Origin of the sequence: Bacillus sp. cl95 (assembly GCF_900115925.1) — a bacterium.
Classification (GTDB): Bacteria; Bacillota; Bacilli; order Bacillales; family Cytobacillaceae; genus Neobacillus_A.
This window is the reverse complement of the sequence record NZ_FOYF01000006.1, coordinates 157797-181780: the sequence shown is the minus strand read 5'-3', so window position 1 is coordinate 181780 and position 23984 is coordinate 157797. Positions and strand designations below refer to the sequence as shown.

The window sequence follows — 23984 nt, the reverse complement described above, 5'->3', positions numbered from 1 at the left end:
TGGCGGATGCCATCCTTTTTCTTTTAGTTCTCTTAAACTTGAGGCAGGCGTTTACTCTACATTTTCAACGCGGTGAGCTAGGCGACTAGAGGCTGCAGCTGCAATCGCGCCGACGATATCATCGAGGAAGGTGTGACACTGCCCCGTAGATTTATCATTTAATCTTCTTAATATACCTGGTTTTTGCTTATCGATATACCCGTAATTCGTGAATCCGATGGATCCATACACATTCACAATAGAGAAAGCCAGGATTTCATCTACCCCATACAGACTTTCATCCGTGCCGATAATGGATTGAAGCGGTTCCTCGAGCATTTTTTTCTCCGCAAGCATATCAAGCTGGATGCCTGTGAGAATGGCATTTTGAACCTCACGTTTTGATATGACTCGCTCTACATTATGGATGCAATCCTCTATTTTTAATTCTTTATGATAGCTTTGCTGCAAATAATAAACGAGGTCAGCGATGTCTTGAATTTCGACGCCTCTTTCATGAAGCCATTTACGAGCTGTTGATTCGGATAAATTCACTTTTTTTCCTTCGGCCATATGCTTCACCTTTTTTCTTATAATTTGACTATATATATACAACTTTTTTATTGAAATTATGTCTTATTTCCATAGGCTGTTTTATAACTTTCTTTTTAAAAAATAGTAGTGGTCGATTTCCACTCCAGGATGCTCGCTTTCCGCGGGGCGAATTATGAAAAAGCCCTAATGCCGGCTTTTTCATGGGCAAATTCTCCTTGGGCGGGCGGTGAGCCTCCTCGTCGCTAGCGCTCCTGTGGGGTCTCACCTGTCCCGCTGCTCCCGCAGGACATTGAATAGCTTCCTTGATTGGACCCACGTACGAAGAAAAGGCGTTAGCCTTTTCGAGGAGTCTCGCACCTTCCGTTACAATCAACTTCAATATCAATGGTTTGCTCTCATGATATAAATAAAAACCCTTTTCAAGAAAAGTACTTTCCTAAGATAGGTTACTCTCTTTCAAAAGCTTCTAGTCAGTTTTGGCATTGGAAACGTAACAAGTTTTTGATGATTGAAACATATATATGACATAAGAATAGGAATGTGAACGGGGTGGAGAAATGTTTCAAAGACTACTCGAAGAAAAGTATGGAATAAGTGCCGAAGAACAGATGAAAGTGGATAAATATGATGCTTGTCGAGGATCAGGAGGCATTTACCTCATTGTTAAAACGGGACAGCGTAGCGAAGAAGATCTTTCAGAACTCAACGACATTACAAACCATCTTATTCAGTATGGAGATCGACAAGTACCAGCATTTATTAAGACGAAAGAGGATGAACTTTTAACAGAATGGAAGGGAGAGAAATATTGTGCCTTCTTAAATAGACAGTCAGAAGAGTGGCGACAAGACAAAGCCGGTAGAAAGCTCGCAAAATTCCATGTGCGGGGAAGGGCAATACCGTTTCAGGTACAAAAGGCGAGTAGGATCGGGCAGTGGAAGGGGTTATGGGAAAAGAGACTTGATCAAATGGAGAAAGTATGGAATGGTTTGCTTTTTCAAACGCCTGAAGATGAGTTTGAAAGACTATTCATAGAGACATTTCCGTATTATATGGGATTGACGGAAAATGCGATTCAATATCTAGTTGATACAGAATTGGATGAAGAGGCGTTGGAAGTGGATAATGGCACCGTATGTCATGAACGATTTTCTGCAAGGACCTGGGGAAAGCAAGTGTTGATTAAGGACCCTTTTGATTGGGTATTTGATCATGCGAGCAGGGATTTGGCTGAATGGACAAGAGAGCGCTATTTTTTGAATATCCAAACGTATCAACGTGAAGTAAAACAATTTTTTGATGATTACAGAAGCATTGTATCTATATCACCATTTTCTTGGAGGCTCTTATACTCAAGATTGTTGTTTCCGCTTCATTATGTCGATTGCGTGGAAAGTTATTATGGTTCGAGGTCCGAACAAGAAAAAAAACAACTAGAAGATAGGCTTCAGAAAATTTTAAAGCAATCAAGAGAGTATGAGCTATTTCTTGGAGGCTTTTTTCAAATGGTAGAGGCACCAGTCAGCAAGGCAAGACTGCCTTTGCCAGAGTGGCTTCAAAGTATATAACTGGCAGCATTCAATTATCTATTTTTGAAGCATTTTCGTTATAATGATATCAATACCTTGCATGGAAGAAGGAAAGATATTGAAACAGACACTTTTTATAACAAGAAAATTACCCGACACAATCGTTTCCAGGTTCAATGAAAAGTATGAAATTCGTATGTGGCAACATGAAGATATTCCAATTCCATATGAAATATTAAGAGATGAAGCAAGAAATGCAGACGCGTTGCTGACGATGCTTTCAGACAAAATTGATGAAGAGGTTCTTGCAGCTGGAGAACGGTTAAAGGTAGTGGCGAATCTTGCAGTAGGTTTTGATAATATCGATGTGAAAAAGGCCAATGAAAAAGGAATCGCGATCTGTAACACTCCAGATATTTTGAAAGATACTACGGCAGACCTCACGTTTGGCTTGCTCATGGCAGCGGCAAGAAGGATTGTTGAAGCAGACAGATTCGTAAAAGAAGATAATTGGAATAGTTGGAGCCCTCTCTTATTGGCTGGTAATGATATCCACCATAAAACAATCGGCATTGTTGGTATGGGGAAGATTGGGGAAACAGTTGCCAAGCGTGCAACCGGTTTTGATATGAAAATTCTTTACCATAATCGTTCGCGGAAACCAGAACTTGAAGAGAGATTGGGTGTTCATTATTGTACCTTTACCGAGCTCGTGAAAGAGTCTGATTTTATCGTTTGTTTAACTCCTCTTACGGAAGAAACGAAACACTTGTTTACGAGACAAGTTTTTCAACATATGAAGAAATCAGCAATCTTTGTTAACGTATCAAGAGGACCTGTCGTGGATGAAAATGCTTTGTTTGATTCTTTGGCAGCAGGTGAGATTGCTGGAGCAGGCTTGGATGTATTCGAAAAAGAACCAATCAGTGCTAGTCATCCTCTTCTTACACTAAAAAACGTTGTTGCTTTACCTCATATCGGCAGTTCGAGTATTGACACAAGAACGGCGATGATGGAGATGTGTTTTGCCAATATTGATGCAGTTTTAAGTGGTAAAGAGCCTATAGCGCAAGTGAATAAATAATATGAACCATATCAGAACTTCTATACTCCTCTAATCGGGAGTATATTTTTTTTATTAGAATATACCCTTGTAAATTCAGAAAATAAGAAATATAATGTCTACTATGAAAATGCAAATGTATTTATAGAGTAGACAAAAGGCGGTGGCATGATGAAGGCAATCTCAATAGGACTTCTCGGGTTGGGAACAGTTGGCACTGGGGTAGTAAAGTTGTTGCAGAACCATCAAGATAAACTCATTCATCAAACAGGATGTCCTGTACACATTAAAAAAGTGCTCGTACAGGAAAAGGAAAAAGAGAGAGCTATTGAAACAAATGGCTTTGTTTTGACCACCGATTATCAAGATGTTGTGAACGATCCGGACATTGATATCGTTGTCGAAGTGATGGGGGGAGTCGAGCAAACGAAAAATTACATGCTGCAAGCCCTTCGTAACAAAAAGCAAATTGTCACTGCCAATAAAGATTTGATGGCCTTACATGGTTCGGAATTACTTACTGTAGCTTCTGAGAATGGTTGTGATTTATTTTATGAAGCGAGTGTGGCTGGAGGGATCCCTATTTTAAGAAGTGTTGTAGAGGGGTTAGCTTCTGATCGGATTACAAAGATGATGGGGATTGTGAATGGTACCACAAACTTTATTCTGACGAAAATGAGCAAGCAAGGACTTAGATATGAAGATGTATTGAAAGAAGCACAAAATCTAGGTTATGCCGAAGCAGATCCATCGGCAGATGTGGATGGGCTTGATGCTGCGAGGAAAATGGCTATTTTGGCTACACTCGGTTTTTCCATGAAGATTGATTTAGATGATGTCCAAGTTGAAGGGATAACGAAAATTACAGAACAGGATCTTCTGTATGGGAATCAACTTGGTTACACAATGAAGCTGATAGGAATAGCTCAGCGTGAAGGTGATAGGGTAGAGGTAAGTGTTCAGCCAGCATTTGTGGCAGACGCGCATCCCCTTGCTTCCGTCAACGATGAATACAATGCGGTGTATGTATATGGCGAGGCAGTAGGTGAAACGATGTTTTACGGTCCTGGGGCGGGGAGTTTGCCAACTGCAACAGCAGTCGTTTCCGATTTAGTGGCTGTAATCAAGAATATGCGCCTTGGTGTGACAGGTCAAAGCGCAATTGCGCCACAATATGATAAACAATTGAAAGATAAGGAAGAAATCCAATCCAAGTTCTTCCTCCGTCTTCAAGTAAAGGATGAAGTAGGGGTCTTTTCTGAACTAACAACCATTTTTTCTGAACATAAAGTGAGCCTTGAAAAAATACTGCAGCTTCCCGTCAAGAAAAATGAAGTAGCAGAAATTGTTCTTGTTACTCATCGAGCATCTTTAAGTAATTTTGAAGATGTCTTAGTAGAACTAAGAGATATGCGGGCGTTGATAGAAATCAAGAGCCATTTTCGCGTTGAAGGGTGTCGGGAATGATGAGATGGGATGGATTGATCAGAGCTTATGAAGAATGGCTACCTATAACAGAAAGAACCCCCCGCTTAACTTTGAATGAGGGCAACACTCCACTTGTGAAATTAGAAAGACTATCCAAAGAGTGGGGAGTAGAGTTGTTTGCCAAAGTGGAAGGAGCCAACCCAACGGGTTCTTTCAAAGATCGAGGCATGGTAATGGCTGTGGCAAAAGCGGTAGAAGAGGGGAGCAACACGGTCATATGTGCCTCTACGGGGAATACTTCTGCGTCTGCGGCTGCATATGCCGCCAGGGCGGGATTAAAGTCTATTATCGTCATCCCAAAAGGTAAGATTGCACTGGGCAAGCTAGCACAAGCCATGATGTACGGTGCTGAAATCATATCGGTCGATGGTAACTTTGATCAAGCTTTAAAGCTTGTACGTGATATCAGTAAGAAAGAGCCTGTTACGCTTGTGAATTCCGTTAATCCTTACAGATTAGAAGGTCAAAAGACGGCAGCCTTTGAATTATGTGATACGCTCGGGCGTGCTCCTGATTTTCTAGCCATTCCAGTTGGGAACGCGGGAAATATTAGTGCCTATTGGAAGGGATTCAAGGAATACTCGGATGTGAGGAACACGGGTTTGCCTCACATGCATGGATTTGAGGCAGCGGGTGCTGCCGCAATAGTTCACAACAAGGTGTTTGAAGAACCCGAAACGATCGCGACTGCCATTAGGATTGGTAATCCAGCTAGTTGGGATTTGGCCGTCAATGCCTGTCAGGAGTCAAAGGGAAAAATTGATGAAGTCACAGATGACGAAATCTTAAGTGCGTATCGATTATTAGCAGCAAAAGAAGGACTATTCGCAGAACCTGCCTCATGTGCTTCTCTGGCGGGAGTAGCGAAACAAATCCAAAGCGGTGTCATTTCAAAAGGGGCGACGGTTGTAGCGGTCTTAACAGGAAATGGTTTGAAAGACCCTTATACTGCCTTAGAGACCGGTCAAATTAAGCCTATAGAATTACCGAATGATGAACATGAGATCTCGAAATATATTAGAGGAGTCGTTCATCAATGAGTTTAAACAACTTCATCATCCGTGTGCCCGGTAGTACAGCTAATCTAGGGCCGGGCTTTGATTCAATGGGACTGGCAGTAGATTTATTTTTAACAATAGAAGTTGAAAAAAGTAATAAGTGGGAAGTCATTCCATTAGGTGACCCGGATGACGAAAAAGAATACCCTTGTGATGAATCGAATTTGATTTGTAAAACGGCCATCGGGATCGCCGAAAGATTCAATAAAAGCATAGAACCATGCCGGCTTACGATTAAAAGCGATATTCCGTTGGCTAGAGGACTTGGCTCAAGCGGGGCAGCCATTGTGGCAGGAATTGAGTTAGTGAACGTATTGGCTTGTCTAGACTTATCAGATGCAGAAAAGTTGAATTTGGCAACCGACTTGGAGGGACATCCTGACAATGTTGGGGCATCAATTTTTGGGGGATTATTTGTAGGCAGCAGGCATGATAAGATAGTGTCCGGTTTGTCTTTTAAGGATTTGCCGTTCGAGCTTATTGCCGCTATCCCGAAGACGCCATTAGCGACGGAAAAGTCCCGTTCGGTTCTCCCAGTGACGCTACCATTTTCGGAGGCAGTCACTGCCTCAGCTATCTCTAATATGTTATTAGCCGCCCTTCTCCAACAGAAATGGACAATTGCAGGGGAAATGATGGGGAAAGATCTGTTTCATCAGCCATATCGCTATGAATTAGTTCCGGATCTCATGAATATGAAAGAATACGTTTCAGAAAATCACGCTTTTGGTGTCTATTTAAGTGGTGCCGGACCAACTATCATGCTTTGTTGTGTACCCGGAAATTGTGATAGATTAGCGGAGGAACTCCGATTGAAGTATGGAAAATTCGAAATTAGGCATTTGCAAATTGTAAATAAGGGAAGTGGAGTCATTAAAACACAAAAAAGGTGATGATCCATAATGGACATCACCTTTCCAATTTATTCATTAATATTAAAATACTTGTTCTACTTCAACTACGCCTGGAACTTCTTCTAAAAGAGCGCGTTCAATTCCAGCTTTTAACGTAATTGTTGAACTTGGGCAGCTTCCACAAGCTCCTAATAAGCGTAGTTTTACGATCCCGTCTTCGATGTCAACTAGTTCGCAGTCACCACCGTCGCGAAGTAAAAATGGACGCAATTTATCTAATACTTCCTGAACTTGAGCAATCATATCTTGTTCTGACATGTATATCGACTCCCTTCCTAATTTCTATTATAATCACATTGTCATTAAAAATCCATTATGGAAAATCGAATTTGAACGCTTATTTGTCGCATCCTACTAAGGTAATAAGCTATGATTAAAGAAAAGTGCAGAGGAAGGTTGGCAATGGAGAATAAGGAGATTGAGATTGTGGTTTATGGGGCAGAACAGATTTGCCCGAGTTGTGTAAATATGCCTTCATCTAGAGAAACATACGACTGGCTGCAAGCTGCGGTGGCTAGGAAATATCCTAATCAACCATTCAAAATTTCATATGTAGACATTACGATTCCTCACGAAGATGAAGAGAAAAGAATCTTTGCGGAAAGAGTTGTAGAAGAAGATATGTTTTATCCGGTTGTACTTATCGAAGGGAAAATCGTTGGAGAGGGCAATCCTCGTCTTAAGACCATTTATGCTGAAATGGAGAAGTACGGATATAACGCATAGTATATTTTCAATCCATACTAATAACAGCCATGTCGGACGTCTTCTATCGGCAAAGCTCTGCATGGATGGAATAAATAACAAAAGCCCTTCTCATCTGAGAGGGGCTATAACTCATTACATTAAAAGATGATTATGTGTTTAATCTTTTGTGTTTACATGAACAACAACATTAGGATTAGCTCCGCTTCTTAATAGGTTAGCCATACGGACTTGGTTGGGTAATGTAAATAAATCGTAAATAAGTCCAAAACCGAATAATCCCCAAGTAAGTAAGTATAAGATACCTGTTCCGATTTTGCCTAAGTAGAATCTCTGAATTCCAGCAAATCCAATTAAACTAAATAACATTAACAAATATGCAGTACCAGTTGATTTTTGATCCATCTCCTTCACCTCCCCTTGTAAGTTAATTCGGATTTCTTCTTTTTTATTCCATATTCTTTTAAACAACAATTAACTTGCCAAATTGGGGAAAAGAAAAAAGGCGAGGGAACTCCCACGCCTTTTTATCAACCATTATGATATTTGTACATCCAAAGGATACCTGATTTTAATAATCTTGCTACACGGCCAGTGATGGCTCTATCAGCTACCATGCCAAATCCTTGTTTTTTGCCGAGTGAGCCAAGGACTCCTTTTAATTTGATTGGCGGGAATGACTCTGGAGGAGCTTCTCCATTCCAACGTTTTAACAGCACTTGAACAATTTGTTCAGCTTGTCCTTCGGCCAGTTGAGCACTCGGTGCATGAGGAAGACTTGCACAATCCCCAACAACATATACATGCTCGTCATTAGGCAGGTTATGTTGAGGTGTCAAAATCGCGCGGCCGAGTTTGTCTGTTTCAACTTCAAGATTTCGTACAATTACATTCGCTTGAATGCCAGCAGTCCAAACAATCACATCGCAATGAACTGGTTCATCATGATTATAGAGGGTGTTCTCTTCAACCCTAGTGATGTTTGAGTTATTAATAATCTCAACTGAATGTGTGTTGAACCATTTTTCAACATATTTACTTAGACGGTCAGGAAAGTCAGACAAAATGTGATTTCCACGGTCGAATAGTTTTATTTTTAGGTCTGAGCGGCTTTCGCTCAACTCACTTGCCAATTCAACGCCACTTAAACCAGCACCGACAATCCCAACAACTGAATTAGCAGCCAAGTTATTTAAAAGTTGATAGGTGTTTCTTGATTTGCCGATCGTTTGGATACTATGAGTGAACTCTTGAGCTCCGGGGACATTGTGATACTTATCTTCACAGCCTAGTCCGATTACAAGGTCGTCATATTGTAACGTATCTTCGCCTAAATACACTTTCTTTTCTTCAAGATTAATTCCGGTTACTTCGCCATATTTTACGGTAAGGCGTGGGTGTACCGGGAAAGTAACGCGGATATCATGATCGGAAATTGTTCCTGCAGCCAATGCATAATATTCTGTTTTTAAGCAATGGTATGGGACGCGGTCAACGAGAGTAATGGCCACATCATCTGGAAGATGATCGGGCAAAAGTTCGTTAAGCATTTTCATGCCGCCGTATCCTCCACCGAGAATCACGAGATTTTTCATCTTGAATTTCCCCTTTTATCCGAATACTGTTAAAGTTCCATTCCCACTCCATTTATATTATAAACAAACTGGGTTTACCTAAAGACGTGTAGCTTTTGAAAAAAGAAATCGTTTGCATAGTAAATTAAAAAAATTTCTACCGATTAAATACCATTAAAGATTATAACGAAATTATGGCAAAATAACAACAATTAATGTGAATTCCTTGACAGTTCTTGTCGATTAATGGTAATTGACGGTACCGTGGAAAAAAGGTAGAGTAGGTAGTTAGTAGAGAGGTGAAAAAGATGATTCAGCCAATCATTGAATTTTGTATCAGTAATTTGGCCAGTGGTGCCCAACAAGCTCGTGAAAAGTTAGAGAGAGATCCTAATTTAGATATAGTGGAGTACGGTTGCCTTGGATATTGCGGTAAATGTGCTTCAACATTGTACGCGTTAGTAAACGGCGAAGTTGTAACCGGTGACACCCCAGATGAATTAGTCGATAACATTTATCAATATTTGGACGAAAATCCAATGTTCTAATAGAAAGGGAGCTCAGCATTTGCTGAAGCTCCCTTGTTTTTATTTTATTAAACGAGACTTTTACGCTAAACGTCCAATAATCTGCTTTCACGAATATCATGCCAACGGTCACGAGCCATTTCTATAATCCGAGGTTCAACCGATTGCTTCTGCTTTTCAATCACTTTTGAGAAATACTTAACAGCTTGGTCAATTGCTCCATTTCTTCTTGATAGTTCACCAACCAAGTATAGGATCTTTATTTCCGATACTTGTGTTCCACGGAAATCATCATTCAAATATGATTCGACGTATTCATGAACGGCTAATTTGATAAAACGCTGTTCCTGTGCGGAATCTTCTAGTGTACGATACAGCCAAGCCACGCGTAAGTACATGCCTGCGAGTGTAATATGCTTTTCCTTTTTTAATAAGCCACAAAAGATGGCTAATTTATAGGCTTGGATAGCTTGGTGAATGGTCCTTTTTCCGCCAAAGTCTCTTGTGACCCATTGGCTGCTCACTTTTTCGAATATTAATTGCTCAGCGCCAGGTGGGAAGTATTTCGTTGAATCATCGGAAAAGGAGAATCCGCAATTCGGGCAAACGTTTATATGATAAAAAATAGGATTGGTATCGTCACTTGCATAAATTGGGAAGAAGTCAGTATCATACTCGGTTACTTTTACAAAACGGGAGCGGACTCGCTTTGTTGTAAAAGCTTTCTTACATACGAGGCATTCACATTTTTTGTCAAAAATAGGTTCTAATTGAGTCATCGTCCTCACCCCGATTGATCGTATTTGAACACGTTGTTAATACCATTGTCATGGTTCTTATGTACTACATATTATAACGTATATTGTATTTAAGTGGTGAAAAAGTCTTGTGATTTTGTAAAAAAGTCTGCAAATGGGGTATGTTGAGCAGAGATAGAAGAGGTTCAAATGGTTGAGTGCATGGCTGAGACTGTATATACTATAATTAGTAAGATGAAATGAGCTAAAACCTTAATGGGTAAAATAGAAAATGGATGTAGGGGAGGAAGTAAAATGAGTCAAGTTGTAATTTTGACAGAAGCGGCAGCATCTCAGGTAAAAGAAATGATGAAACACAATGAGGAAGAAGGCGCCTTTTTACGTGTAGCAGTTAAAGGTGGAGGCTGTAGCGGACTTTCATACGGCATGGGGTTCGAGCACGAAGTGGGAGAAGATGACCTGCAAACAGAACAATTTGGCGTTCGCGTACTAGTTGATAAAGAAAGTTCACTTATTTTGAATGGTACTACAATTGATTATAAGCAATCGATGATGGGCGGCGGATTCACTATTGAAAATCCGAATGCTATCGCTAATTGTGGCTGTGGATCTTCATTTAAGACAGCTACAAATGCAGGCAAGCCTGAAGATTGCTAAAATATGTTTCTAAAAACAAAGGCGTCCGAATACGGACGCCTTTGTTTTTTGGTCTTATGTTACTTAAACATAGAAGAGCTGTGTAGAGGTTGGATCTTAGCTTTTGGATCGATATATGCTTTGGCATTGTTGACAGCGGTTGGAGCTTCACCAAATCCGCAGGCAATTAGCTTTACTTTTCCATCATATGTGCAGATGTCACCAGCTGCATAAATTCCGGGTACATTTGTCTCCATTTTAGAGTTAACGACGATCGAGTTCTTATCGATTTCAAATCCCCACTCTTTAATAGGTCCTAGAGAAGAAACGAATCCATAGTTTACAACTACTGAATCAACATCTAGCGCTTCTCTTCCTTCTCCATTTGCTCCTTCTAATACTACTTGTTTAATTCCCGTTTCGTCTCCAACAAGGTCAGCAGGAACGAAAGGAGTCTTAATTTCTACTTTTGAGTTGTTTAAGTTTTCAACGCTATGTTCATGAGCACGGAATTTATCACGGCGATGAACAATTGTTACTTTCTCAGCGATAGGTTCTAACATTAATGCCCAATCTACTGCGGAGTCTCCGCCTCCAAATACGACTACCTTTTTACCAGCGAATTGGTTTAGGTCATCGATGAAGTAGTGAAGATTCTTGCCTTCGTATTGCACAGCGCTTTCCAATTCTAAGCGGCGTGGTTGAAATGCACCGTTCCCAGCTGTAATGATGACTGTTTTTGAATAATGCACTTCCTTATTGGTAGTCAGTTTAAAAACGCCATCCTCTTGTTTTTCAAGTTTTTCAACAGACTGCTCTAAAGCCACAGCTGGTTCAAACTTTGCCATTTGCTCTTTTAGATTGTCGATTAGTTCTTGAGCGCGTACTTTAGGGAAGCCTGCTACATCGTATATGTATTTTTCAGGGTAAAGCGCAGACAATTGACCTCCAAGTTGTGGCAAGCTTTCGATGATTTTTACAGATGCTTGTCTCATGCCGCCATAAAAAGCAGTGAACAATCCAGCCGGACCGCCACCAATAATTGTTATGTCATAAATTTTTTGATCTTCCTTCACACCATATCCCCCCAACACTGTTGTAAGAACTCCACATTATATAATATCACATATGAGAATTTATCTCATCAATTGTGAGGAATATTGAGAATAATATAATTAAAGGCGTTATTTTTGTAAAAGTGTTGATATATCAAGGAAAGGCTAGTTTTTGTGCTTTAAAAAACTGAATTTTCTTAAGTATTACAAACTAGATAATTCGCTTGAAAAACGTATTAAAAAAGCATAAGATGAAGTGTAGGATTATTTGTGACGAAAATAGCACATTTTTTTGTAATCTATAGTGAAGTAAATCACAAACTTTTTCATGCAACTTAAAATAATTTTTTGAGATGCAGTGGAAGCTAAGAGAAAGAAACTAAATGAAAATATAAAAGGTGGAAGTGATCACTTTGAGAAAGCCTAAAATTGTGATTCTAGGAGCTGGCTACGGCGGTTTGATGACTACTGTACGCTTGCAAAAGTTAATCGGAAACAACGAAGCAGACATCGTATTAGTCAACAAGAACGACTACCACTATGAAACAACTTGGTTACATGAAGCTTCTGCTGGTACAATGCATCATGATCGTGTACGTTACGACATCCGCGATGTAATTGATACTAGCAAAGTTCAATTTATTCAAGACACAGCTCTTGAAATCAACAAAGAAGAAAAGAAAGTTATTTTAGAGAAAAGTGAAATCTCTTATGACTATCTTGTTGTTGCTCTTGGTGCTGAGCCTGAAACTTTCGGTATTAAAGGCTTAAAAGAATACGCTTTTGGAATCGTAAATGTAAACTCTGCTCGTCAACTTCGTGAGCACCTTGAGTATCAATTTGCGACTTACAACACTGAAGAAGAGAAGAACGATGATCGTTTAACAATCGTTGTTGGTGGTGCAGGATTCACTGGAATTGAGTTCCTTGGTGAATTAACAAACCGTGTTCCTGAGTTATGCCATGAATACGATGTTGACTTCCATAAAGTTAAGATCGTATGTGTTGAAGCAGCTCCAATGGTTCTTCCAGGATTTGATCCTGAGCTTGTTACCTACGCAGTTGCTCAACTTGAAAAGAAAGGCGTAGAATTCTTAATTGGAACTGCCATTAAAGAATGTACTCCTGAAGGTATTATCGTTGCAAAAGGCGAAGAAGAACCTAGAGAAATCAAGGCAAATACAGTCGTTTGGGCTGCAGGTGTACGTGGTAACTCAATCATTGAAAAGTCTGGCATCGAAGCAATGCGTGGTCGTGTAAAAGTTAATTCAGATCTTCGTGTTCCAGGTCATGATGATATGTTCATCATCGGTGATTCATCATTAATCATCAATGAGGAAATTAATCGTCCATATCCGCCAACGGCTCAAATCGCAATGCAACAAGGTGAAGTTTGTGCGCGTAATCTAGCAGCATTGATTCGTGACAAGCAAGATCTTGAGTCTTTCACTCCTGACATTAAGGGTGTTGTATGTTCACTAGGTGAAGATGATGCAATCGGTCTTGTATTTGGGAAAAAGTTATATGGTGGATCAGCGTCATTCATGAAGAAAATGGTTGATAACCGTGCTCTATTCATGATTGGTGGACCATCACTTGTATTGAAAAAAGGTAAATTCAAAGTATTATAATAAATGGGGCTGATTCAAAGACAGATGCTATATGTCTTCGAATCAGCTTTTTTGAATAGGTAGGTAAGTTCTTTAGGGAGGTAGTTGAATGGGCACTACCCATAAACGTGGTCATGTGTGGCTTGCAGTATCGGGTCTGGTTAAAGACAAGGACGGAAATTGGTTAGTTGTGAAGAAACGTTATGGTGGATTGAAAGGGCAATGGTCTTTACCTGCAGGTTTTGTTGAGGCTGGTGAAACAGCTGATGAAGCCATAATAAGAGAAGTACGAGAAGAAACAGGGATACAATGTAAAGTGGAAGGTCTCATTGGTCTTAGAACAGGAGTCCTCAACGAAGAAATTAGTGACAATATGCTAATCTTTTCACTTATTCCAAGTGAGAAACAAAATATCAGTCATCAAGTCGCTGAATTGTTTGAGGCGCAATTCATGTCGCCTGAAAAACTCAAAGCGGAAAAAAATACATCCATCCTCCTTCACTACATAATGGGATTAAATTCTTCTATAAAGCCTGGAAAAGACGATTTAAACCCAGGAGATCACTTCGGATATACAACGTATAAAGTATTTTTGTAATTTTCCGTAAATTGAAGAAACGAAGAGAAAATGAAAGAAAACACTCAATGTATTCGTTTACATTTAAGAATTTGAGCCTTTCCCTTTTTGGTTTTTCTTGATATATTATCAGAAAATTAAAATAATTTATAAGGGAGCTGATGAGAGTGGCAAGTTTGAAAATCGATACAAAGGATTGTGTGTACTGTTCTGGAAAGGGGTATTTTCAATTACTGTTAGGTGGATCTGAAACTTGCACTTGTTGTGGAGGCTCCGGCAAGAAAAACGCGAAATCTTAATTAAGTTTTCTAATCGTAAGCGCGTTCTGCGTTTACGATTTTTTTATTTGTATTTTAAACGAGGTGGACATTATGTATTGACTCCTATTTTTACATTCAGTACACTTAAAAGTGATGTGTATAGGGAGGTTATGCAAATGTCCATCGGTGTATTAATCATATCGATGTTACTCTTTTTCGTCCTATTTTTTGGGATTGGCTTTTTATTAAACATGTTATTGAGAATGTCTTGGGTCATGGCGATTATTTATCCGATTATCTGTATCTTCATTGTAGATAAAGTTCGTTTTATTGAATATTTTAGGAACTCGGAAAGTGCTTTTAGCCAACTTGGCGAAAATTTTGCTTCTTTGGCAGCAGCCGATTTACTCATTTTGTTTAGTGGGCTCGCTGGTGCGATTGTTGCCGGAATAACGATTAAACTTTTACGTAAAAATGGTTACCAAATGTTTTAAAGTAGAGACTGAAGCCTTTTTTAAGAGGTTCAGTCTTTTTTTATGCTCTTTTCGCAAACTTTGTTGTTTTCACAAGCAAAAGTAAAAGTCGGTTTCTGGATTTTTACGATTTTTTATGAATTCTTGGTTCAGTAACTTTTCGAAAAGAGCCTCGAAGCCATAAAGAATGCGGGATGAAAGTAGCATCTCAAAAGCAACAATCAGTGCGAAAACAGCCTTATTGCATAGAAGAGTGTTGATACCTTAGAAACCCTTTTTTCAAGAGGTTTCTAAGGTGTATTTTTATGTTTAGATGAATATTGATTTTTGTAAGAAAATTTCCATTTTTTGAATCTTTTTTTATTTTTTTCCCGAAAGTATGAATATTTCTCTGTAGCTTGGGAAATTAATACTCTTGGGAGGAGTGATAGATAGAATGCTTACTTTAAAAATTTGGACAAGGCGTTTTGCCATGACATGTTTGTTTCTGATGGCATTAATGACGACCTTTCAATCAATCTCTGGAGTAGAGGCTAAATCACTCGTACAAGGTGGAACGTATCACCAAAATGAGACGAAGAGTAACAAAGATGAACGAAAAGCTTCTTATTTTTCTCATAAACTTAAAAGCATTGGAATCGCACTTAAGAAAATCAAAAGAGCTGCGCAAGAGGAAACGCTTATTTCCGCAAGTCATGCAGTCGCAGCGGAGCCGAAAAGCTTAGAAGAACAAATCAACTGGTCACAATATCCGAAAAAGACCGTTGTGGCTACAGGCTACACAGCGGGGGTTGAATCCACTGGTAAGGATAAAAATCATCCCGCATATGCCATTACATACTCAGGAGTAAAGGTAAAGCGTGATTTATATTCGACAGTAGCAGCTGACCTGAATGTATTCCCAATTGGAACAGTTCTTTTTATCCCTGACTACGGTTTCGGAGTGGTCGCTGATAAAGGCGGAGCCATTAAGGGAAACGAGCTTGATCTCTATTTTGATACTGTTAAGGATGTATTCAATCAATGGGGGAAAAAGACTGTCGATGTTTACGTAGTTGAGATGGGTGACGGAGATTTGTCAGAAGAAGAATTAACACTATTGAATGAAAATGAATCGATGCAAGTATTCCGTCAGCAATATACAGGCTCTGAAAGCCGTTAAAACAGGCTTAGGCCTGTTTTTTTTGTGTTAATTTCCTTAGGTTTGCTAAAATAAATAGAACAAGGGAGGGTGAAGAGAATGGCAGTGGGAGATTACCCGCTTGAGTACTATGAGTTTTTTGTAAAGTTTAATGAAGGAGACTATTACACATGCCATGACCTCTTAGAAGAAATGTGGATGTCTGAAAAAGACAATCTGTTTCTTAAAGGCCTGCTTCAAATGAGTGTAGCCATTTATCATTATGAATATGGCAATATAAAGGGCGCACGGACGATGATGCAAACAGCTCATAATTATTTACAAAAATATCGCCCTACTCATTGGAGTCTCAATTTGGAGAAAGTATATGTTTTTATTGAGACATGTTTAAAACTGATACCTCCGGATATTGATAAGGTGCTTTTTGAAGAAGTGAGTAATCTTCCATCCTTCCCGGTATTGCACCTATATATGGAAGAAGAGTAGAAATTCGAAATATAGGCACTTTTTCGTTATAATATAATTAAAAACTTTGGGGGAATAAGAATGTTTGTATTAAAAAATGAAATTCTTTTTTCAAATGAACATGAAAACATTGTAATCGGACTTTTCGACAAGAATTCAAAACTTGAGGGAATTTTAAACGAATTAGATAGTCTATTCGAGGGACACCTTCAAAATCTAATGAAAAGCGGAGATATTTCTGGTAAATATAAAGCTATTTCTAAAGTACATAGTTTCGGGAAAATTGGTTCTAAGAGAATTTGGTTTGTAGGATTGGGGAAAGAAAAGGATTTTACTTTCGAAAAGGGACGCGAGGCTTTTGGGAAGCTGTTTAAGCAACTAAAGGCTGAGAAACAAGAAGAAACAGCAGTTTTATTGGACACCTTTGTCAGTGAGAAAGTGGAAGAAATTGATGCTGCTCATGCCTTAGGTGAGGCGCTTTCATTATCTACATATAAGTTTGAAGGATATAAACAAAAATCAAATGAGCCAGAGAAGAACATGAAAGAAGTCAATGTATATAGTGGCAGCCTTGATCAGGATGAAATCAAAGCTTCCTTAAATGTTGGTTACGTATATGGAAATGCAACAAATTCTGCGAGAACGCTTGTAAATATTCCTGGAAACATTTTGACTGCTACGGCAATGGCTGATTATGCAAAAGAATTGGCTGCTACGTACGATTTTGAAATTGAGATTCTTGAAAAAGAAGATCTAGAAAAGTTGGGTATGGGAGCATTCCTTGCGGTTAACCAAGGATCAACTGAGCCACCAAAAATGATCGTTTTAAAATATCAAGGAAAAGAACAATGGGAAGATATAATTGGTTTAGTAGGTAAAGGGATTACATTTGATACAGGTGGTTATTCGATCAAGCCAAAAGACGGCATTGTCGGGATGAAGACTGATATGGGCGGGGCTGCTGCGGTATTGGGAGCAATGGAAATCATCGGAGAACTTAAGCCTGAACAAAACGTAATTGCAGTCATTCCAGCTACAGATAACATGATTAGTGGAAATGCATTTAAGCCTGACGATGTGATTACTTCTCTGAGTGGGAAGACCATCGAAGTTCTCAATACTGATGCGGAAGGCCGACTTGTTCTGGCAGACGCTGTAACCTACGCAAAGCATCATGGTGCGAATTATCTTGTGGATGTAGCAACATTAACAGGTGGAGTAATCATTGCTTTAGGAAATGATACAACAGGTGCAATGACAAACAATGAACAACTATTTGAGCAAGTTCTGGAAGCATCATTTGAAGCGGGTGAACCTGTATGGCAATTGCCTATTTTCGAAAAGGATAAGGAAAGAGTGAGAGGAAGCAAAATTGCTGACCTTAATAACTCTCCTGGAAGAGATGGTCACGCCATCATGGCAGGCGCTTTTATTGGAGAATTTGCCGAGGATACACCATGGGTACATCTTGATATTGCAGGAACTGCGACAGCTAGTAAGGACTCTGACCTTGGACCATCAGGTGCGACTGGGGCAATGACAAGGACACTCGCGATTTTTGTGGAGCGTTTTGAAACACCAGAAAAGTAATCTAAATGAAAAGCTTCAGGATAATGTCCTGAAGCTTTTGTGATTTTCGTGCATTTAGCATTATGACTATAGGAAGTTGCATGGATTCCGCTTTTCTGGTTTATGACCAGCGGAAATTTAGGATAAGTCTGCAACAGTTGTTTTCTGGTGTAGGAGTATACCTGAAATCAAAATGGATGCCGTCAGGATCGTAGGTAATAACTGGAGTGTGCTTAATGCCAGTTTTTCTAACGATTTGATTTATACGATCTGTTTTTGATTCTTGGGCAAAGCGCATCAGGGAGTCGGCAAACTCCTTTGATTGAGCAATTGTTGATGAGAGTAACCTCGCATCAGAAAGAAGCTGATCCATTTGCTTTCCAGCAGTCATAAATGTTTTCGAGTTGATAGGTGGGTAATTTCTTGGTGGCACAAATGAAGTTTGGGAATAGGACTGATAACTATAGGGATACTGATATCCGGTTGGATAGTAAGTTTGAGGAATACCTATTCCAGTAGGGTATGTGATGGATTTGTTTGAGTGATTTATGTAAGGGTTCCAGTAGTTCATATTCATGGACAGCTCCCCCTCTATACTTTCTTAACTGTGAGACGGTTCATTTTATGCAAAGCCATTCTTCTATAGACCGCCACATTGAGAAAGTACAATTAAAAAAGGAAAAAGGACTAGACATGTAGAATTTGTAAGGTGCCAGCGTTAACCTGAAAAAAGGGGAAGTGACTGGACCAAAAACTTAATTCATTCGTCCTTATAACAGGACATCCATTAGTAGCAGTTAAGAATGATGAATCTAAAAATAGAATGTTTTACATAAAAGGAGGAGAAAAAGATGGAATTAAAGGGTACGATGATTGAAGCGCTAGGGATTGAAATTACTGTCCTTGAAAAAGGTAAGGTAGTTGCAACTATGCCAGTCGACAGTCGCACACGTCAGCCATTTGGAGTGCTGCATGGCGGGGCATCTGTTGCTCTTGCTGAAACAGTGGCAAGCGTTGGTGCTTTTCACCTTGTTGATCAGGAAACAGAATCAGTTGCAGGTCTTGAAATCAATGCCAACCATATTAGGGCAGTGAAGGATGGCATAGTAAGAGCAGAGGCTACGGTACTACACCAAGGCAGGACAACAATGGTATGGGATATTAAGATTTTCGATGAGCAGGAACGCCTTGTATGTGTTTCGCGTTGCACAATGGCTGTTATAAAAAGGAAATAAAAGTTTAAAAGGACCGTTACTCGACTATTTATGTTATAATGTTGGAAACAGTATAAACGTATTTTTGGAGGAGCCTGTCACTATGGGATAACTATGTCCTAATGGTGGCGGGCTTTTGTATTTTTTTCTTCTAGATACGAAACATAAATAAGAGGGGTGGTCATTTGATGTTGATTCTTCAATTGGCATTGATTTTATTTGCTTCAAAAATTGCAGGGGAGATAAGTGTGAGACTTGGTCAACCCTCAGTTCTTGGGAAATTGTTAATAGGAATAGTTCTTGGGCCATCAGTCCTGGGGCTCGTGACAGAAACTGAAACGTTAAAGGAATTTAGTGAAATCGGCGTAATCTTACTTATGTTCATTGCGGGGTTAGAAACGGACCTTGACGAATTTAAGCGTACAGGCAAGGCGGCATCTTTTGTCGGTGTAGGGGGAATTATGGTACCTCTTTTTATTGGATACGGTACGGGTATCGTTCTTGATATGAGTCAAATTCAGGCTTGTTTTTTAGGTTTACTCTTGTCAGCCACAAGTGTAAGCATTTCCGTTCAAGCTTTGAAAGAAATGAATTATTTAAAATCGAGAGAAGGATCGACCATATTAGGAGCCGCTGTTATTGATGACATTCTTGTCATATTAGCATTAGCATTCTTGATGAGTTTCGCCGGTGGAGAAGTGAATCTTGGCATAGTAGTACTTAAGAAGGTAATTTTCTTTGCAGGTGCCATTTTGGTAAGCTGGAAAGCAGTTCCTTGGTTTCTAAAATTGTTCGCACCACTTAGAGTAACAGAATCTGTTATTTCTTCGGCCTTGATTATTTGCTTTGTATTTGCATATTTAGCTGATTACGCGGGGGTTGCAGCAATCATTGGTGCCTATATTGCCGGCATTGCGATTAGCTTGACTGATCATAGGCATGTTGTTTTTGAAAAAGTGGAAACGATAAGTTATTCCATTTTCGTACCTGTTTTCTTTACTTCTATTGGAGTTGCGGTTGGTTTTAGTGGTGTTGTCGAAAATATCGGTCTGGTACTAATACTCAGTGTGTTAGCTATTCTTACGAAATTAATCGGAGCTTCTCTTGCAGCGAAGTTTTCGGGTTTTTCATGGAACAGCTCACTGGGAATCGGTTCTGCGATGGTATCGCGTGGTGAGGTTGCATTAATCATTGCTGGGATTGGACTAGATGAAAAATTGCTAAATCAAGATATGTTTGCTGTTATTGTAGTAGTGGTCTTAGTTACAACCATCGTTACACCACCAATGATGAAGATGTTTTTTAAGCCTCAAAATGAAATTAGGCAGTCTAAGGTTGTCTAGGTAATAAATTTCCTTCATACTGTTCTCATCAAGACTTAGGAGAAACAAGAAATGAAGAACACATATTTAACGAGCTACTTCCCGCTCTTATCCATGATATTATTTGGATTGGCGCTTGCTATCCGTTCAGAGTTTGTACTGCTTGGTTTTTTAAAAGAAACGGGCATATATGAAGGAATGCTTGAGTTTTTTACCGACAGTTCTATGAAACTTTCGCTGCTTATTCTTCTTGTAATGTTATTTTTTATGCTATTTGCTACTCTAAAGGTCATTGCGGATACATTGAATGAGCTTTCACTCCTCTTTTTCTCGCGTGACGATGACGGTGAGAGTTTAAAGAAAGTAAGGAAAGGACCTATCATTTATTTGATTGGTGGACTTGTCTCTTTGTTTAGTGTCAATAGCTTTGTCGGTATTGGCGCAATTTTTGCACTAACGACACTGATTTATTTTATCTACTTTGTATTTGCTGTCAGCATAAAGATTACGATGTCAGGTTTGATCGGAATGATCTTTTTCCAAGTGATGGTATGGTCTACACTCATTTTAGGGATGCTTTACTTAGTTCTTAAAGTGTATAACAGCGTCATCGCAAGCTTGCCTATTTAAAAAAAGGATGATCACCGATTTAATTTTGGTGTCATCCTTTTTTCATTATTTAAACAGAAATTTTATCGTACAATATCCCTCCAAATGAGAAGGTGTGGGGCTTTGCTTTCGATAGGTTTCATGTTTTCGGGGCGATCTTTACCGACCCAAACACTTGCTGTCAGTTGATCTGTTAAACCAACGAACCAAAAATCTTTATAATCGTTCGTTGTTCCCGTTTTTCCACCTGCATAAGGATGAGGAACAGCTGCTTTTTTGGCGGTACCTGACTGTATCGTTTTGCTAAGTAAAGTGCGCATTTTAACGTTTGTCGTGTCACTCCATATTTTTATAGGCTTGTCATTCCATTCGTATAGAAGTTCACCCTTCAGATTGGTCACTTTCCTAATAGCTCGAGCCGGCTGATATTGGCCATTATTTCCGAATGTCGTGTAAGCCGATGCCATTTCAAGAGGCGTCATTCCTGTAGTGAAACCTCCGATAGCGGCAGACAATCCGTAATCAGCTTCAGTCACTTTCTTAAAATTGAATTTTTCCAGATCAGTGAAGCCCGCCTCCACTCCAATTTCATTTAACATCCTAACCGCCGGTGTGTTATATGAATGAATAAACGCATTCTCAATCGTCACGTTTCCATACGTAGAATGTCCGTAGTTTTCAGGGCAGAAGCCATTTTTACAAAAAGCAGCACCGCTGATTCGCTTTGATAAATCTGCATGTGTTCTTTCAATATAAGGAGCGTAGACAAGCAGAGGCTTAATTGCTGAACCAGGCTGGCGGTAGGCTTGATATCCTCGATGAAAGTCGTATTTGTGATAATCTTTTCCTGCGGTAAGGGCGATGAGCTGATGACGCTGCTGTCGAATGACAGCACTCGATCCCTGAATTCCATCATCATTCAAATGTTTTCTTAACGCATCGGAAGCTTTAACTTGCACGTCCGGTTCAAGTGCGGTGTATATTTTAATCCCTGATGCTAAAACCTCTTTGTAACGTTTATCCAGATTACGGAGGACCTTTTGTTTTTGTTCATCGCTTGTAGAGATCAAGAGTTGGTCGTGAAAACCCTCTTTTTCTGAAATAAGCATTTTAAGTTCTGCCTCTGCATAAGTTGTGTATTCCGGAAATAAATCACGTTTTTGTTTTGGGTTTAGTTGGATATACTCACTCTTCATGGCGGTAGATTCTTCGGGTGAAACATATCCTTCATTCTGCAGTTGGTCTATTAATCTTTCTTGGCGTGTTTTAGTTGCTTCAAAGTTTTTCAAAGGGTCATATAGAGAAGGATTATTTGGTATAGCACATAGGAATGCTTGTTCAGCACGGCTAAGGCTATTTACGCTTTTTTGAAAATAGGTTTGTGAGGCTGCTTCGACTCCATATGCTCCGTTTTGAAAATAAATAGCATTTATGTAAAGCTCGAGTATTTTTTCTTTAGAAAGTGATCGTTCAAGTTGGTATGCATACAATACCTCACTTAACTTTCGATTGTATGTCCGTTCATGATTTAGATATAGATTGCGAACAAGCTGTTGCGTAATGGTACTGGCTCCTTGATCAATTTGTTGGTTTTGAAGATTGATTGAAAGAGCTCGTCCCATTGAAACTAAATCAAACCCTGGATGTTCATAAAACTGATGATCCTCTGAAATGATGAATAAGTTCTTTATAAACTCCGGAATTTCTTCTGAATCAAGGTTAATACGGTTTTCAGGTAGAGATAATTCAGTTACAATTTGATCTTTATGATCAAAAATCAAACTCGTTTGTGAAAGTTCAAAAGTATCCAGTTTTACTTCTTCGTCAAGAAATTCGTGAATGTCCTTTACCTGTCCTGCCTGAACCGCAGTTAATGAAACAAGAAGGGCAAAGAAAGGCAGAAGGGCAAAAGTCATCATAAAACCAAAAGTAGTTCTTACATTTTTCATCGTATTTTGTATTCCTTATCTTCTTTAGGTTAAAATTCGTATTGTTGTAATTGTGGTCTTGTGCGCTTAGATTTAAGTTTATGAGGGTTGAAGGCAAGGCGATTTCGTTTTTCTTATTATCGGATGGATAGTCTATTACTTGAGGGTTTTTTGAAATCGTTTATTGTGGAAAAATTTAAAAAAATCCGCTAACATTCATGCTATAATAAGAGAAATAATAAAATAAATAGATAAGTAGCACAGTTATTTGTACAGGTTTATTAATATATTATTAACAACAGGTGAGAGGAAAGGAGAGAAGATATTTCGATGAAAAAACCAAAGCATTATTTGTTTATAGATTTTGAATTTACAATGCCTGAGAGAAATGGCCGCAATAAAAACTTTTTCCCGGAAATTATTGAAGCGGGAATGGTATCAGTCGTTGATGATGTGATCCAAGAAGAATTCTCCTCGTTTGTCATCCCAGTTGCATTTCCAAAACTTTCAGACCGCTGTAAATCATTCCTACATATCACTCAGCAGCAAGTGGATAGTGGGATCACATTTCTAGAACTCGTTGACAAAATGAAAGAATACAACAATGGCTTTGAAAATACAGTCATTACGTGGGGAAACATGGACATGAGGGTATTGCGGCAAAATTGCTTGCAGGCCGGTGTAGATTTTCCTTTTCAAGCGAAGGAAATTGACTTGTCTATGGAATATAAGCGTTTCTTTGGAGACCAAAATCAAACAGGCCTATGGAAAGCTGTTCAAGAGTATGGAAAAGAGGGGACTGGCAAGCATCATCGTGCACTTGACGATGCGTTGACGACTTTCAATATTTTCCGTCTTGTTGAGAAGGACAAAAAGTATTTAGAAAAACCCAAGCCTACAACAATCGGTGATCGAATAGATTTTACGAAGTTATTAAACGAGCTAGCATAAAAGGGGCTGAGGATCCGTCAAAGC

The 23984-nt window shown here is 39.2% G+C and carries 26 protein-coding genes and 1 pseudogene; 19 read left to right on the top strand and 8 right to left on the bottom strand.

Annotated features, from left to right (window positions below):
• Window positions 1-51 precede the first annotated feature (51 nt).
• Window positions 52-552 carry a phosphatidylglycerophosphatase A family protein gene (locus tag BMZ31_RS16585; RefSeq protein ID WP_090833043.1) on the bottom strand — a complete coding sequence of 167 codons (501 nt, stop codon included), beginning with the start codon at window positions 550-552 and terminating at the stop codon, window positions 52-54.
• 539 nt (window positions 553-1091) lie between these two features.
• On the opposite strand from BMZ31_RS16585, the gene yutH reads away from it, so the two are divergent.
• From yutH to thrB, 5 genes are all read left to right on the top strand, one after another.
• Window positions 1092-2102, top strand: coding sequence for a spore coat putative kinase YutH (gene yutH / locus BMZ31_RS16575; RefSeq protein WP_090833041.1), 1011 nt, complete (start codon window positions 1092-1094; stop codon window positions 2100-2102).
• 76 nt (window positions 2103-2178) lie between these two features.
• Window positions 2179-3147: a 2-hydroxyacid dehydrogenase gene (locus BMZ31_RS16570; RefSeq protein WP_090833170.1), complete on the top strand. Its 969-nt coding sequence runs from the start codon at window positions 2179-2181 to the stop codon at window positions 3145-3147.
• 147 nt (window positions 3148-3294) lie between these two features.
• On the top strand, window positions 3295-4593 hold the full coding sequence (locus BMZ31_RS16565) for a homoserine dehydrogenase (protein WP_302846858.1): 1299 nt from the start codon (window positions 3295-3297) through the stop codon (window positions 4591-4593).
• Window positions 4593-5654, top strand: a complete 1062-nt coding sequence (gene thrC / locus BMZ31_RS16560; RefSeq protein WP_090833169.1) for a threonine synthase — start codon at window positions 4593-4595, stop codon at window positions 5652-5654. Before BMZ31_RS16565 ends, thrC begins: the two co-directional genes overlap by 1 nt.
• The gene (thrB, locus tag BMZ31_RS16555; protein ID WP_090833039.1) at window positions 5651-6565 is read left to right on the top strand and encodes a homoserine kinase; all 915 of its coding nucleotides are present in this window, start codon (window positions 5651-5653) and stop codon (window positions 6563-6565) included. The genes thrC and thrB overlap by 4 nt, the downstream gene beginning before the upstream one ends.
• A gap of 42 nt (window positions 6566-6607) precedes the next feature.
• Here the strand turns inward: thrB and BMZ31_RS16550 are convergent.
• Window positions 6608-6844, bottom strand: a pseudogene (locus BMZ31_RS16550) (NifU family protein); the annotation flags it as partial.
• Between the two features lie 144 nt (window positions 6845-6988).
• On the opposite strand from BMZ31_RS16550, the gene BMZ31_RS16545 reads away from it, so the two are divergent.
• Window positions 6989-7312, top strand: coding sequence for a YuzD family protein (locus BMZ31_RS16545; protein ID WP_090833037.1), 324 nt, complete (start codon window positions 6989-6991; stop codon window positions 7310-7312).
• Between the two features lie 138 nt (window positions 7313-7450).
• On the opposite strand, the gene BMZ31_RS16540 is transcribed toward BMZ31_RS16545, so the two are convergent.
• On the bottom strand, window positions 7451-7696 hold the full coding sequence (locus BMZ31_RS16540) for a TM2 domain-containing protein (RefSeq protein ID WP_090833036.1): 246 nt from the start codon (window positions 7694-7696) through the stop codon (window positions 7451-7453).
• Between the two features lie 125 nt (window positions 7697-7821).
• Window positions 7822-8886, bottom strand: a complete 1065-nt coding sequence (locus BMZ31_RS16535) for an NAD(P)/FAD-dependent oxidoreductase (protein ID WP_090833035.1) — start codon at window positions 8884-8886, stop codon at window positions 7822-7824.
• A gap of 287 nt (window positions 8887-9173) precedes the next feature.
• Between BMZ31_RS16535 and BMZ31_RS16530 the strand changes: the two genes are divergently transcribed.
• On the top strand, window positions 9174-9413 hold the full coding sequence (locus BMZ31_RS16530) for a YuzB family protein (RefSeq protein ID WP_090833034.1): 240 nt from the start codon (window positions 9174-9176) through the stop codon (window positions 9411-9413).
• Window positions 9414-9478: 65 nt separating this feature from the next.
• On the opposite strand, the gene BMZ31_RS16525 is transcribed toward BMZ31_RS16530, so the two are convergent.
• Entirely contained in the window at window positions 9479-10171 is a 693-nt protein-coding gene (locus BMZ31_RS16525) for a DUF2225 domain-containing protein (RefSeq protein ID WP_090833033.1), read from the bottom strand.
• A gap of 273 nt (window positions 10172-10444) precedes the next feature.
• Between BMZ31_RS16525 and BMZ31_RS16520 the strand changes: the two genes are divergently transcribed.
• Window positions 10445-10807, top strand: a complete 363-nt coding sequence (locus tag BMZ31_RS16520) for a HesB/IscA family protein (protein WP_090833032.1) — start codon at window positions 10445-10447, stop codon at window positions 10805-10807.
• A 59-nt stretch (window positions 10808-10866) separates the two neighbouring features.
• Here the strand turns inward: BMZ31_RS16520 and BMZ31_RS16515 are convergent, their stop codons facing one another.
• Window positions 10867-11862 (bottom strand): NAD(P)/FAD-dependent oxidoreductase, encoded by a 996-nt coding sequence (locus tag BMZ31_RS16515; RefSeq protein ID WP_090833031.1) that lies wholly within the window; start codon window positions 11860-11862, stop codon window positions 10867-10869.
• A 392-nt stretch (window positions 11863-12254) separates the two neighbouring features.
• On the opposite strand from BMZ31_RS16515, the gene BMZ31_RS16510 reads away from it, so the two are divergent.
• The 7 genes from BMZ31_RS16510 (at window position 12255) to BMZ31_RS16485 (ending at window position 17957) form a co-directional block, all read left to right on the top strand.
• On the top strand, window positions 12255-13472 hold the full coding sequence (locus tag BMZ31_RS16510; protein ID WP_090833030.1) for an NAD(P)/FAD-dependent oxidoreductase: 1218 nt from the start codon (window positions 12255-12257) through the stop codon (window positions 13470-13472).
• A gap of 88 nt (window positions 13473-13560) precedes the next feature.
• Window positions 13561-14049 carry an NUDIX domain-containing protein gene (locus tag BMZ31_RS16505; protein ID WP_090833029.1) on the top strand — a complete coding sequence of 163 codons (489 nt, stop codon included), beginning with the start codon at window positions 13561-13563 and terminating at the stop codon, window positions 14047-14049.
• A gap of 140 nt (window positions 14050-14189) precedes the next feature.
• Complete coding sequence (locus tag BMZ31_RS20445; protein WP_175478155.1) at window positions 14190-14327, top strand: YuiA family protein; 138 nt, start codon at window positions 14190-14192, stop codon at window positions 14325-14327.
• 131 nt (window positions 14328-14458) lie between these two features.
• On the top strand, window positions 14459-14782 hold the full coding sequence (locus BMZ31_RS16500; RefSeq protein ID WP_090833168.1) for a YuiB family protein: 324 nt from the start codon (window positions 14459-14461) through the stop codon (window positions 14780-14782).
• A gap of 415 nt (window positions 14783-15197) precedes the next feature.
• A complete protein-coding gene (locus BMZ31_RS16495) occupies window positions 15198-15923 on the top strand; it encodes a 3D domain-containing protein (protein WP_090833028.1) in 726 nt (241 codons plus the stop codon).
• Window positions 15924-16007: 84 nt separating this feature from the next.
• Window positions 16008-16388 (top strand): DUF309 domain-containing protein, encoded by a 381-nt coding sequence (locus BMZ31_RS16490; RefSeq protein ID WP_090833167.1) that lies wholly within the window; start codon window positions 16008-16010, stop codon window positions 16386-16388.
• A gap of 60 nt (window positions 16389-16448) precedes the next feature.
• Window positions 16449-17957 carry a leucyl aminopeptidase gene (locus BMZ31_RS16485; RefSeq protein ID WP_090833027.1) on the top strand — a complete coding sequence of 503 codons (1509 nt, stop codon included), beginning with the start codon at window positions 16449-16451 and terminating at the stop codon, window positions 17955-17957.
• A 100-nt stretch (window positions 17958-18057) separates the two neighbouring features.
• Here the strand turns inward: BMZ31_RS16485 and BMZ31_RS16480 are convergent, their stop codons facing one another.
• Complete coding sequence (locus BMZ31_RS16480) at window positions 18058-18513, bottom strand: YuzC family spore coat inner layer protein (protein ID WP_090833026.1); 456 nt, start codon at window positions 18511-18513, stop codon at window positions 18058-18060.
• Between the two features lie 274 nt (window positions 18514-18787).
• Between BMZ31_RS16480 and BMZ31_RS16475 the strand changes: the two genes are divergently transcribed.
• The 3 genes from BMZ31_RS16475 to BMZ31_RS16465 all read left to right on the top strand — a co-directional run bounded on the left by BMZ31_RS16475 (window position 18788) and on the right by BMZ31_RS16465 (window position 21102).
• A complete protein-coding gene (locus BMZ31_RS16475) occupies window positions 18788-19171 on the top strand; it encodes a hotdog fold thioesterase (RefSeq protein WP_090833025.1) in 384 nt (127 codons plus the stop codon).
• Between the two features lie 167 nt (window positions 19172-19338).
• Window positions 19339-20493 (top strand): cation:proton antiporter, encoded by a 1155-nt coding sequence (locus BMZ31_RS16470; protein WP_090833024.1) that lies wholly within the window; start codon window positions 19339-19341, stop codon window positions 20491-20493.
• Between the two features lie 51 nt (window positions 20494-20544).
• The gene (locus tag BMZ31_RS16465; protein WP_090833023.1) at window positions 20545-21102 is read left to right on the top strand and encodes a DUF5366 family protein; all 558 of its coding nucleotides are present in this window, start codon (window positions 20545-20547) and stop codon (window positions 21100-21102) included.
• 62 nt (window positions 21103-21164) lie between these two features.
• On the opposite strand, the gene BMZ31_RS16460 is transcribed toward BMZ31_RS16465, so the two are convergent.
• Window positions 21165-23030 (bottom strand): transglycosylase domain-containing protein, encoded by a 1866-nt coding sequence (locus BMZ31_RS16460; RefSeq protein WP_090833022.1) that lies wholly within the window; start codon window positions 23028-23030, stop codon window positions 21165-21167.
• A gap of 309 nt (window positions 23031-23339) precedes the next feature.
• Here BMZ31_RS16460 and kapD point away from each other — a divergent pair, with 309 nt between their 5' ends.
• The gene (gene kapD, locus BMZ31_RS16455) at window positions 23340-23960 is read left to right on the top strand and encodes a 3'-5' exonuclease KapD (RefSeq protein ID WP_090833021.1); all 621 of its coding nucleotides are present in this window, start codon (window positions 23340-23342) and stop codon (window positions 23958-23960) included.
• Window positions 23961-23984: the final 24 nt, after the last annotated feature.